Origin of the sequence: Williamsia sp. (assembly GCF_036566845.1) — a bacterium.
In the GTDB taxonomy this organism is placed as follows: Bacteria; Actinomycetota; Actinomycetes; order Mycobacteriales; family Mycobacteriaceae; genus Williamsia.
In genome coordinates this window covers 30585-42868 of record NZ_DATCVM010000271.1, presented here as the reverse complement: position 1 = coordinate 42868, position 12284 = coordinate 30585, and the positions used below count along the sequence as shown (strand labels likewise).

Sequence of the window (12284 nt, the reverse complement as noted above, 5' to 3'; positions counted from 1 at the left end):
TGTGTCCGCCCCTTCACTCCGCCGGAGCGACGAGGACGATTCCGTCGTCATCGCTGTAGGCGATGTCACCTGCATTGAATGTCACGCCACCGAGTTCGATCGGGATGTCACGCTCGCCGACACCGCTCTTGGTCGACTTACGCGGGTTGGTTCCGAGGGCCTTCACGCCGATGGCCATGTCACCGATCATTTTCGAATCCCGGATGGCGCCGTTGACGATGATCCCCGACCAGCCGTTGCTGCGACCGAGTTCCGCGATCACGTCGCCGACCAGAGCGGTGTGCAGCGATCCGGACCCGTCGATCACCAGGACGCCGCCGTTGCCGGGCTCGGAGAGGATCGACTTCAGGAGTGCGTTGTCCTGGAAGCACTTGACCGTGGTGACCGGTCCGACGAACTCGCGGGTGCCACCGAACTGGGTGAACTGGACGTCGCAGCTGCGGACATCCGGGCCGATCTCGTCGACGAGGTCAGCGGTTGCAACAAAGGTCGTTTCGCTCATGACCTTCAGACTAACGACATATCCTACTGGCGGGTAATAACGGTGCCGGTCACTCCGGCGCACCCACGGCGACTTCGACGCCACCGATCTCCACCAGATCGCCGACAACAAGCTGCCGTCCGCGCCGCGTCTCGAGTTCTCCGTTCACACTCACCAGACCGTCGGCGATCACTTCCTTCGCCTCGGCCCCGGATTCGATGAGGTTGGCCAGTTTCAGGAACTGTCCCAGACGGATTGAGTCATCACGGATCGGAACTGTTTGCGTGCTCACGGTCCAATCCTCTCACTGCCACGTTAACGTTGTTGCGGACCAGCTGTGGAAAGGCACCAAACTGTGAGCGTTGATTCCCCCGAAACCACCGCCGAAGCAACCTCACCGATACCGCGACCGTCCCGAATGACGCCTCCTACAGGCTGGTTCCGGAACGCACCCCGTTACGCCAGCTGGGTTGTGGGGGTTCTGGCGGGGATCTCGCTGCTCAGCAGCTTGTCGTATCAGTTCCGGCGGCTCACCGAAGTACCGCGCGAGTACGTCGACAACTACATCATCTCGGCCCCCGACACCAGCCTGGCCTGGGCTCTTGTGCTGGCGCTCTTGGCTTTTGCGCTCGCGGCCCGCAAACGGATCGCGTGGTGGCTGACGGTTGTCTACATCCTGTTGTTCGGAACTGCCAACGTCGTATATCTATTCGAGCCGTTGGCGTCCGAGAACGGCGTCGACGCGGTGGTTCGGGTCAACATCTTCATCGGTCTGGCATTCCAGTTGCTGGCGCTCGCCTACCTCGTCGGGAGCTACCGGCAGTTCTACACAAAGGTCCGCAGAGGCGCCGTCTGGCGAGCCCTCGGCGTGCTGGTCGCCGGGCTCGTCGCCGCGTCGCTGATCGGCTGGGCGCTGGTCGAGATCTGGCCGGGCACACTGCCGCAGTCACACCGATTGCCGTACGCGATCAATCATGTGGTGACGTTCGGCTCTGTCGACGTCTCCACCGACTACGACCAGTACCACTCCTACCAGCCGATCGACTCCCTGCTCGGCATCCTCGGTGCGCTCGCCCTGATCGCGGCGGCGCTGATCCTGTTTCGCTCGCAGCGCTCCAACAATTCGATGACCCCGGACGACGAACGGCTGATCCGCGTGCTGGTCGACGGGTACAGCGGCGACGATTCACTCGCCTTCTTCTCGACCCGCCACGACAAGGCAGTGGTGTTCGCGCCCAACGGTTTGGCGGCGATCACCTATCGCGTCGAGGTCGGTACCGCGATGGCCGGCGGAGACCCCGTCGGCGACAAGAAGTACTGGCCGGACGCGATCGCCGAGTTCCTCAAGGTCTGCGACCGCTACGGGTGGCACGCGGGAGCGATCGGCGTCAGTGTCACCGGCGCCGAGTACTGGGATGCGGCCGGGCTCAAAACCCTGAACATCGGCGACGAGGCGATCGTCCACACGCGCGGTTACAACCTCAACGGGCCCGACATGAAGGCCGTTCGGCAGTCGGTGGCACGCACCAAGCGTGCCGGGATCACCGTCCGGATCTGCCGGCACGAGGATCTTTCAGCGGAGCAGATGTCCGCGATGATCGCCCGGGCCGACGCCTGGCGGGACACCGACGAGGAACGCGGCTTCTCGATGGCGCTCGGCCGCCTCGGTGACCCCAAGGACGGCCGCTCGATCCTGGTCGAAGCCGTCCAGAACGCCGGTGCCGTCGACGAGAAGGTCGTCGGCATGTTGTCGTTCGTACCCTGGGGCACCACGGGTGCCTCGCTCGACGTGATGCGACGCGACCACGATTCGATCAACGGCCTCACCGAGACGATGGTGACCGAGTTCGCCGAGAACGCAGAGGCATTCGGGATCCTCTACATCTCGATGAACTTCGCAGCCTTCCGGACCGTCTTCGAAGAAGGCGGCACGATCGGTGCCGGCCCGGTCATGCGAGCCATGTACGGCGCCTTGACCTTCGCCTCGAAGTACGTGCAGATGGAATCGCTCTACAAATCGAACGCCAAGTATCAACCCGAATGGGTTCCCCGGTTCCTCTGCTTCGAAGACGGCCGGACGGTGCCGCGTGTCGGACTCGCCGCAGTCGTCAACGAAGGCTTTGTAAAACTGCCCAAGTTCGGCAAAGGCCGTGATTTCACCGGTGATTCGTCGTCGGTTCCGCCGGGTGTCGACGTCGACGCGATCGCCGCGAAGATCGAAACCGAAGGCGAGCAGGAACATCGCGGTCCGCGACGCCCCGAACAGGTCCGGGTGCGGCTGGCCAAGCTCGAAAAGCTCACTGCCGCCGGAGTCGATCCGTACCCGCCGGCTTATCCGCCCACCCACACCATCGCCCAGGCTGTTGCCGCACCGCAGGGGACCACCGGTCGTATCGCCGGACGGGTCATCCGCATGCGCGACTTCGGCAAGGTCGTGTTCTGCGATGTGCGCGACTGGAGTGGCGACATGCAGGTGCTCGTGGATTCGAGCGCGCTCAAGTCCGGCACGCCCGACCTGGCGTCGACTGTCGATCTCGGGGATCTGATCGAGGTCAGCGGCACCGTGGGACGCAGCCGCAAGGGTGAACTGTCGCTGCTCGCCAAGGATTGGCGGATGCTCGGCAAGTGCCTGCACCCGTTGCCCGACAAGTGGAGTGGACTCACCGATCCCGAAGCCCGTGTCCGCCAACGGTATGTGGACCTCACCATCAACCCGCGTGCCCGCGATCTGATGCGGGTCCACAGCGCGATCGTGAAGTCGATGCGGGACTATCTCTCCGGCCGCGACTACATGGAGGTCGAGACCCCGATCCTCCAGCAGATCCACGGTGGCGCCAACGCGGCACCGTTCCGCACCCACATCAACGCCTACGACCTCGACCTCTATTTGCGGATCGCTCCGGAGCTCTACCTCAAGCGGTTGTGTGTCGGCGGTATGGAGCGGGTCTTCGAGATGGGCCGCAACTTCCGCAACGAGGGTGTGGACTTCAAGCACAACCCGGAGTTCACCAGCCTGGAAGCCTATGAGGCCCACAGCGATTACGACCGGATGCTGCACCTGACCCGGGAGATGATCCAGAACGCCGCCATCGCCGCCCACGGCGAACAGGTGGTCTACATCGAGGGCCCCGGCGGGGAGATCGAGAAGGTCGACATCTCCGGTGAGTGGCCGGTGAAGACGTTGCACGGCGCGGTGTCGGAGGCGATCAACGAGGACGTCACACCGTACTCGGACGTCGACACCCTGAAGGCCCTGTGCGACAAGCACGACATCCCGTACCGCAACGATTGGGACGCCGGCCAGGTCGCGCTCGAGATGTACGAGCACCTCGTGGAGGACCAGACGACGTTCCCGACGTTCTACAAGGACTTCCCGACGTCGGTGTCGCCCCTGACCCGCCAGCACCGGACCATTCCGGGCGTCACCGAACGCTGGGACCTGGTGGCCTGGGGTGTCGAATTGGGCACGGCCTACACCGAACTCACCGACCCGGTGGAACAACGCAAGCGCCTGACCGAACAGTCGCTCCTCGCGGCCGGCGGCGATCCGGAGGCAATGGAACTCGACGAGGACTTCTTGCAGGCCCTCGAACACGGCATGTTGCCCACCGGCGGGCTAGGAATCGGCGTCGACCGGATCGTCATGCTCCTCACCGGGCAGTCGATCCGTGAAACGCTCGCGTTCCCGCTCGCGAAGCCCAAATAGGAACGGCCAGACGTAGTGGACTGGTTTCACACGCACGTGGTCGAAACCGGCCGCGTGGCAACACTTGTGGCTCTGATCACTTTCATCGTCACCTATGCGATCACTCGTCGGGTGACGCGGTCGATCAAGGCGCGCGGGGAGAACCCCACTGGCAGCGCCGAGTCCGGCCCGGTCAACGACATCTACATCGGCGGGGTCCACATCCACCATCAGGTATGGGGCATCTTGATGGTCCTGGTGGCCGCGCTCCTCGAGTTCCGCTTCCAGCCGGGCGCCCCGTGGCGCGAAGTGCTCGCCGGCCTGTTCGGGATCGGCGCGGCGCTGGTTCTCGACGAGTTCGCCCTGTGGCTGCACCTCGAGGACGTGTATTGGTCGGAGGAAGGTCGCAAGTCGATCGATGCGGTGATGATCGCTGCGGTGGTGGGCCTGGCGATGCTGATCGGGACGTCACCGATCGGTGAGAACGAACCGCATTCCACCCTCTTGGGTGGCACCGTGGTCGCGCTGGGCATCCTGATCCATCTGCTCTACTCGGTGATCTGTCTGTTGAAGGGCAAGATCGCCACCGGCCTGATCGGCCTGCCCGTGCCGCTCCTGGGCTTTTTCGGATCCATGCGACTGGCACATCCGGAGTCGTACTGGGCCCGGCGATTCTATTCGCCGGTGAAGGTCGAGAAGGCCCGTGGTCGCTACAGGAAGTACGTCGACCGTCGCGAACGGATGCGCGATCTGGTCGGCGGACGCGAGTAGCTCAGCAGGCAGGCCACCGCGAACTCGGCCTCAACTCGCGAAGTGGCTGTGTACGTTTCGCAGATGACGGGTGAGTACTGTTGTCCGACAACGGCGCTCGTGACGACCGAGCACTTCTTCTCCGCTGGGCGCCGACATCGCACTATCGTATGGCAGCATCGTCGGCATGCAGACGCCCATGATCGACTACCTTCACTTACTGCTTGAGTCCATCGGAGAGGACGCAGGTGAGGTCGCCGCATACATACCTGAGCTCGCGCAGGCCGACCCAAACCGGCTTGCCGTCGCGGTGGCGACGCTCGACGGCGAGTCATACGTATCGGGCGATGCCGACGTCGAGTTCACGATTCAGTCGATCTCGAAGCCATTCACCTACGCGCTCGCGATCGCCGACCAGGGCCTCGAAGCCGTGCTCGATCGCATCGACGTCGAGCCGTCCGGTGACGCATTCAACGAGATATCGCTCGACCCCGACACCGGCAGGCCGAGAAACCCGATGATCAACGCGGGAGCGATCGCATCTCACGCACTCGTGCGCGGCGACGGCGCCGATGCCCGCGTCGAGCGCATCCTCGACCTCTACAGCCGCCTCGCGGGGCGGCAGCTGTCGATCGCTGAGGATGTCTTCGAGTCCGAACTCTCCGCCGCCGACCGCAACATGGCGCTCGCCTACATGCTGCGCACGGTCGGCACACTCCACGGCGATCCCGCTGACGTTGTACGGGGCTACACCCGGCAGTGCTCTGTTTCGGTGACGGTGCGCGACCTTGCGCGCATGGCGTCGGTGCTCGCCTCGAACGGAAGAACGCCTGACGGTGACCAGGTGCTCGACCCCGCCGTCAACAGGCAGGTCCTGAGCGTCATGGCCACGTGTGGCATGTATAACTCCGCGGGCGATTGGCTGACCTCGGTCGGCATCCCCGCGAAAAGTGGCGTCGCCGGCGGTCTCATGGGCGTGCTGCCCGGTCAAGTGGGCATTGCCGTGTTCTCGCCGCGACTCGACGCGCACGGCAACAGCACGCGAGGCGTGCGCATGTTCGAGCGCATGAATCACGACCTGGGCCTGCATCTGATGGCCGCGACCGAGTCAGCGCAATCGGTATCGCGTCGCCAAGAGCGCGATGGCGCTGCGGTGCACGAGATCACGGGCGATCTTCACTTCATAGAAGCTGAGCGTGTGCTGCGAGGGTTTGCGCAGGAGCCCGTGGGCGATGCGCCTGTTGTCATCGACCTCGACCGCGTGCGCCGGGCCAACGACATCGCCAGGCGAATGCTGCTCGAGGGCATCCGCCGTCTTCACCTCGACGGTCACGACGTGCGGATCGTCGACCCGTGGGGCGTGCTCGGCAACGCCGAAACCGGCTCAGGCGAACTCGTGCGAGGCGAGCAGGCGCATGGCGGCTACGTGCCTACGTCGTACCCCGACGTCGCGAGCGCCGCACGCGGCTGAGGCAGCTGAGGTCACCCCACACGCTGAGGGGCGGGGGGTCAATACGATCTCGCCTCCAGTCAGGACAATTACTGATCACAAGGCGGCGGAAACCGAGAGCTGCTGCAACGCCCGGTGGGCGGGACTGCCCGGCGCGGCGCTCATCACCAGAAGAAATTGTCCAGCACTTCCGCTGATTTGGAGTGTCTGCCAGTCCAGCGTCAGGTCACCGATCTTGGGATGCCGGTATCGCTTCGAGCCGCCCGACAGATCAGACACCAATCGTGCTGTCCACCAATGCCGGAAGTCGGGGTCGCTGGCTGACAGGTCGGCCACCAGTTCATCGCGCGCCGGATCACGTTCGCCATCCACGGCCACCATCCGTAAGAAGGCAACACAGCTACGGGCGGCTGATGGCCAGTCGGGGTACATGGTGCGGATCCTGTCATCGCGAAAGGTCAGATGCACCCAGTTGCGCTGGGCCTGGCCGATCTCAGCGAAGTCGACGAGAAACTCAGCGGCCAAGGCGTTCCAGGCCAACACATCCATCTTCCGGTCGAGCACAACCGCGGGAGAGTCGGCGAGATTGTCCAGCAACCGACGGGTCAGCGGATGGACTCGGTCGTCTCGAATCGACTGTGATTTGGTCTTTCCCGCCAGGCGGCGGAGGTAGCGCTCTTCGTCAGAATCGAGACCGAGAACGTTCGCGATCGCTGTCAACGTCGCCTCCGACGCGCTTGGTAGTCGGCCCTGTTCGAGTCGTGTGTAGTAGTCGGCGCTGATGGATGCGAGCTGGGCTACCTCTTCTCGCCGGAGTCCCGGTACTCGGCGGCTGCCTCGAGAGACCACTAGACCCACCTGCTCAGGCTGGAGGGCGCGGCGCCGCGTCTGCAGAAACTTGCCCAACTCTTCCCGGCTCTCCGAACGCTCGTTCACGCCCAAACCTTACATAGGACCCGCCCCCCAACAATCGCCCACCATCAGCGAGACCTCCCTTCGACATGGCCAGAGTCTCGGGGGGAAGGATTTTTCCTAGGAACATTCTTGACCTTGTTGTGCGATTGCCAGTCGCTTAGTTTCGAATTGGTCTGCCGCTCATCGGTAGCTCGACTCTCATTCCGCTCGAAGGTGGCTTGGCCGTTTTATTCTTCGCCCCGCCCTTTCATTTCGGACTGACACCCGCCAGCAAAGCAGAAATCGGAACCCCGGTTCAAACGTGAGGATTGCTAATCAAAACGCGGTTAGTGCCACCCACCGTGGCGCAGTCATATCTCAGGACCACCGGGGGCTTCTTCCCAGCCCGATCATCACTGGCGGGCACCACGTCGTCGACGACGGCCATCAGACGTGAGCGCACAGCACATCGCCTGGGCCGCTGCCGATGACGATCAACCATCTGACCAGAATGGTTGTGGTGGCGGCCGTGACTGCGGTCCTGACCGGTTGCGGAGTCACGAAAACCGAGCGCGCCGACAGCCTCGAGCCTACGAGCTCCGATGTCGCGCCACCTGCCCCGGTCCTCCCGGCTGAACCCCAGCGGACCGTGAGCAATGTGCCCATGGAGCGCATTTCGCGGGGTGAAGACCTCCGCAGTTCATCCTCTTCTCCTTTGACGGTGTGGGCGTCTCAGAGAACTGGGATCTTTTCCTCGAGACCGCCAAAGATGCGGACGCCCGATTCACCGCGTTGATGACCGGGTTGTACTTCTTGACCGACGACAACAAACTCCACTATCAAGGACCCGGATACAAGCCGGGCGAAGCATCGCTGGCATTCGGCGGCACCGAGAACGAGGTCGTCGAACAGGTCGAGTATCTGAACCGGACCTGGTATGACGGACACGAAATGGGCACCCACTACGTCGGCCACTTCTGCGCCGGCACCAAGAATCCTGGCAAAGACTGGTCCACCGCCGAGTGGAATCACGAGCTCGATGAGTTCTTCCGGCTGATGACCGATTGGCAGCAAATCAACAACATAACCAGCGGTCCCGACCTTGCCTTTGGCACCGACGTCGTCAAGGGAGGTCGCACCCCGTGCCTCGAAGGCGGAATGGGCGAGTTGTTCCCAGCGCTCGGCGCACACAACATGACGTGGGATTCGTCGAAGGCCGCACGCCAGGCCGGTATCTACTGGCCTACGAAAGTGGGCAGCATCTGGGAGTTCCCTATTCCGTACACGTGGTCGCCGCCGCTACAACATCAGCAAACCGCCCTCGACTACAACTATTGGTACACCTTCAACAAGGCCAAAGACGCACCCGCGCAGGCGCCGAGGATCCGCAAGATCGTCAAGGACTCCTACGATTACATGTTCGACCGCGCCTACAACGGCAACCGCGCGCCGCTGGTGATCGCGAACCACTTCAACGACTGGAGCGGAAACGCGTTCAACCCGGCCACGGCCGAGTTCATGGCCCAGGCCTGCATCGTTCCCGAAACCATCTGTGCGACCTATCAAGACGTCATCACGTGGATGGAAATGCAAGACCCGAACGTCCTGGCGCCGTGGCGCGCGATGCCACCGGTAGCGGCTGGACCCGACACCTGAACTCAGTGCTGCAGCGGCACGACCCCCATCCGCCGAACGCCGGCACCCGATCCAGTTTCCCGAAAGGTTCAACAATGCGCCGCAACAGCGTCCGTACCGCGGCCGGTGCTATCACCGTCTGCGCCCTACTGCTGACCAGCTGCTCGGACGATGTACCCACCTCCGAGCCCACCACGAGCGCATCGGTGGTAGAAGACGTCAACAGCGTTCCCGACTATGACGAGATCAAAGTCGAGCGCATCGGGTACCCCACATTCGACGGCAGCGATCCCGACCAGGACTACGGCGACCTGTATCTACCGGCCGGACCTCAACGGCCCGACTCGATTCCATTGGTTGTATTGATCCACGGTGGCGCGTGGATGTCCCAACTGGGAGCCGACCTCTTCGACCCTTTCGCCCGGGATCTGGCCGCACGTGGCCTCGCCGTCTACAACATCGAATACCGGAGAGTGGGATCGGGCGGCGGCTGGCCCACGACTTTCGAAGACGTTTCGCAAGCCCTCGACAATGTTGTCGCCATCGACCAACGCTTCCCTCAGCTCGAGGAAGAGGATGCACTGGTCGTCGGGCACAGCGCCGGTGCACAACTGGCGGTATGGGGCGGCACCCGCCATCTACTCGAACACGGCGATATCGGCGCGCATCCCAAGTTCCGCCCCACCAAGGTCATTTCACTGGCCGGACCACTGGACATGGTCCAAGCCGTTGCCAACGGTGACAACAACATCGTGCGCGCGTTGGGGGGAACCCCGAATCAGATCCCGGACCGCTACGCCGCGGTCGACCCGATCCAGAACATCGACCCCGGTACTCCGGTCATCGCCATGCACGGAACCAACGACACCGTCGTCCTCCCATCGTTATCCCAGAAGTACATCGACGAGCTCGAAAAGCAGAGTGGTAGTGGACAAGTCATTCTACTCGAGGGCGAAGATCACACCTCCATCGTCAACTCCACCTCGCCCGCCTACGCACGCATCCTCGACACCATCACCGATGCCGCACACACGAACTCCGATCAGCTGGCCAAATAGGGCATCCCGTGCGCTCAGTACAACTGCATCCGAATCGTCTACCTACACCCCAACATCCAAGGAGCATTCATGAAAAAGATCGGCCTATTGTTCACCGCGGCAATCGCAATTGCCTTCATCGGCGCCTGTGGCACCGATAACGCTGACACCGCACCGAGTTCGTCGAGCAAGACCAGCGCCACCACGTCATCGACAGCAGCAACGACGACACCCTCGTCGGTGCAAAGCCCAGCTCCACAGAACGGGAACGCCACGCCGCCTCAGCAGATCACCCCCGCGCCGGGCCTGCCTGGCAGTGACACCAGCAATTGCGAGGGCACCATCTGCACCAACCCTGACCACGGCGCCGGTACCAATCCCAACGAAAATGGCGGCGCAGTCATGCCCAACCCGAACGGCGACGGCTCACAAGTTCCATGTGAGGGCACCATCTGCACCAACCCCAACCACGGCGCCGGAGGATAAGGCGCTACCGCGCCAAGGCGGTGTTGTGACCACAACAATCAACAGAATGAGAAGAACATGAGCAACACGACCACGACCAAAACCAATACCTTGGCCGTCGTCAGCCTGGTGACCTCCATCTTGTCCTTTGTCACCTTTGTGTTCATCCTGTCGATCGTCGCGATCGTGACCGGCAGAATCGCGAAACGCCAGATCATCGCGTCCGGCGAAGGTGGCGCGGGAATAGCGAAGGCAGGAGTGATCATCGGGTGGGTCTCCCTGATCTGGGGCATCGTCGGTGTCATCGCATTGGCCGTGTTCTGGGGCAACTGACTGATGCGCGAAAGGCACTGCGCAACAGAAATATTCGATGACCACTTCGCCTCATCGCCGGATATGGACCGGGTTGATCGCCGCGGGCTGTCTTGTACTCACCCTGGCGATCATTCTCACGGTGGTCACCCTCAGCGACCACGGACGTGCACAATCGGCGGCCAGCCCATCCACGCCAGTGTCCGTCGACAAGTTCCCTCCACCCGTCGAGGCTGGCTCGCCGATCGAGACCCGCCCGTGGACCTCAGCGGCCGGCAGAATCTCCGGTCAGTGGGTTCGGTATCGCACAACTGACCTCAACAACCGGCCACTGGTGGTTACTGCGGTCGTTTTCGTTCCCGCCGGCGACTCTCCCGCCCGAGGATGGCCAGTGGTCGCCCTCGGTCACGGTTCGGTCGGAATCAATCAGGAGTGCGGGCCTTCGATGACCGGAAATCTCTCCGGCATGAGTCCTAGCGTGCTCACCTACCTCAACCGGGGCCTTGCTGTCACGGTCGCAGACTTTCCTGGGCTTGGCTCGCCCTCGGGCCAGCACCCCTACCTGGACTCCTATTCCGCAGCCCGCTCGATGATCGACTCAGTCCGCGCCCTGCGTAGGGTGTACCCGCATGTTTCGGCTCGGTGGCTCACCTACGGCGTCTCTCAAGGCGGTGGAGCAGCCTGGGCCACAGCGGAAATCGCCGCCAGTTACGCACCCGAGCTCCAACTGCTCGGAGCAGCAGCGCAAGTCCCCTCGACCGACAAGGCGGGACTCGTCGACCGGGCCATCGAGGGGACTCTGACGATCGAACAGCAAGGCATCTACCAATGGCTTCTAGAATCATTGGCCCGCCAACATGGCACGTTGAACCTAGACGAGCTGCGCGCACCACAACTTCGCGCGGTCTGGGATCAGTTGAGCCTGTGTGGTGGTGACACTGCACGAGAGCACGCGCTGCACACGGTCACTGCGGAAGACTTCTTGCCTCGTAGCGAGGCGGCCATCGAGTACCTCAGAGGATTGCTCGAACCGATGTCCCCGCCACACCGGCGCAGCTCTGCACCCCTGCTGGTGATATACGGCGGCGAGGACCGGTTTGTGGACGCTTCGGGCACTGAGAGTTCCATCACTCAGGCATGTGAGTGGGGCTCAACCGTCGCGATCGACTACCAATCCACCGCAGGTCATCTCACTGTGGATACGTCGTCGATCTGGCCCTTTTTCAAACAGCGACTTGGTGGCGTGCCCGCCCAGGACAACTGCGAATGACAGATGTAGGTGGTTGGCGCCGCGCGAAAGCCCCGGAGATCAGAGGATTCGACGGACATACGGTGGGACGGAAGACAGTGGCAGAACCGGAAACCGCGGCAGCAAATCTGGCTGCCGCCCTGCGTCGGTGCGGGGAATCCGACGATTGGCGCGGCATTTACCTGTGCGCCGTGTGGCTTCGGCGTTGCTGTGGCCTGGGGAGTACAGAAGACCTCGACAGCCTTGCCCTGAAACACGGTCTCCACACCGTCACGACCGATGACACCATTCAGCAACTCGCTCGACTCGACTTTGATGGCCTGGCG

11 protein-coding genes are annotated in these 12284 nt (G+C 62.9%); 8 read left to right on the top strand and 3 right to left on the bottom strand.

Annotation, left to right across the window (positions count from 1 at the left end; genetic code table 11):
* Positions 1 to 13: 13 nt before the first annotated feature.
* Together rraA and VIQ49_RS26255 are read right to left on the bottom strand one after the other, a co-directional pair.
* Positions 14 to 502 carry a ribonuclease E activity regulator RraA gene (gene rraA, locus VIQ49_RS26260; protein ID WP_331889643.1) on the bottom strand — a complete coding sequence of 163 codons (489 nt, stop codon included), beginning with the start codon at positions 500 to 502 and terminating at the stop codon, positions 14 to 16.
* A gap of 49 nt (positions 503 to 551) precedes the next feature.
* Entirely contained in the window at positions 552 to 773 is a 222-nt protein-coding gene (locus VIQ49_RS26255) for an RNA-binding S4 domain-containing protein (RefSeq protein WP_331889641.1), read from the bottom strand.
* A gap of 126 nt (positions 774 to 899) precedes the next feature.
* On the opposite strand from VIQ49_RS26255, the gene lysX reads away from it, so the two are divergent.
* The 3 genes from lysX to VIQ49_RS26240 all read left to right on the top strand — a co-directional run bounded on the left by lysX (position 900) and on the right by VIQ49_RS26240 (position 6387).
* The gene (gene lysX / locus VIQ49_RS26250) at positions 900 to 4187 is read left to right on the top strand and encodes a bifunctional lysylphosphatidylglycerol synthetase/lysine--tRNA ligase LysX (protein WP_331889639.1); all 3288 of its coding nucleotides are present in this window, start codon (positions 900 to 902) and stop codon (positions 4185 to 4187) included.
* A gap of 54 nt (positions 4188 to 4241) precedes the next feature.
* Positions 4242 to 4937, top strand: a complete 696-nt coding sequence (locus tag VIQ49_RS26245; protein ID WP_331889637.1) for a hypothetical protein — start codon at positions 4242 to 4244, stop codon at positions 4935 to 4937.
* 178 nt (positions 4938 to 5115) lie between these two features.
* Positions 5116 to 6387, top strand: coding sequence for a glutaminase (locus VIQ49_RS26240; RefSeq protein WP_331889635.1), 1272 nt, complete (start codon positions 5116 to 5118; stop codon positions 6385 to 6387).
* Between the two features lie 75 nt (positions 6388 to 6462).
* On the opposite strand, the gene VIQ49_RS26235 is transcribed toward VIQ49_RS26240, so the two are convergent.
* A complete protein-coding gene (locus tag VIQ49_RS26235) occupies positions 6463 to 7302 on the bottom strand; it encodes a helix-turn-helix transcriptional regulator (RefSeq protein WP_331889633.1) in 840 nt (279 codons plus the stop codon).
* A gap of 681 nt (positions 7303 to 7983) precedes the next feature.
* Between VIQ49_RS26235 and VIQ49_RS26230 the strand changes: the two genes are divergently transcribed.
* From VIQ49_RS26230 to VIQ49_RS26210, 5 genes are all read left to right on the top strand, one after another.
* Complete coding sequence (locus VIQ49_RS26230; protein WP_331889631.1) at positions 7984 to 8916, top strand: polysaccharide deacetylase; 933 nt, start codon at positions 7984 to 7986, stop codon at positions 8914 to 8916.
* 74 nt (positions 8917 to 8990) lie between these two features.
* Positions 8991 to 9953, top strand: a complete 963-nt coding sequence (locus VIQ49_RS26225; protein ID WP_331889629.1) for an alpha/beta hydrolase family protein — start codon at positions 8991 to 8993, stop codon at positions 9951 to 9953.
* A gap of 69 nt (positions 9954 to 10022) precedes the next feature.
* Positions 10023 to 10418, top strand: coding sequence for a hypothetical protein (locus tag VIQ49_RS26220; RefSeq protein WP_331889627.1), 396 nt, complete (start codon positions 10023 to 10025; stop codon positions 10416 to 10418).
* A 57-nt stretch (positions 10419 to 10475) separates the two neighbouring features.
* Positions 10476 to 10730: a DUF4190 domain-containing protein gene (locus VIQ49_RS26215; RefSeq protein ID WP_331889625.1), complete on the top strand. Its 255-nt coding sequence runs from the start codon at positions 10476 to 10478 to the stop codon at positions 10728 to 10730.
* A 445-nt stretch (positions 10731 to 11175) separates the two neighbouring features.
* The gene (locus VIQ49_RS26210) at positions 11176 to 11979 is read left to right on the top strand and encodes a lipase family protein (RefSeq protein WP_331889623.1); all 804 of its coding nucleotides are present in this window, start codon (positions 11176 to 11178) and stop codon (positions 11977 to 11979) included.
* The last annotated feature ends 305 nt before the right edge of the window (positions 11980 to 12284 follow it).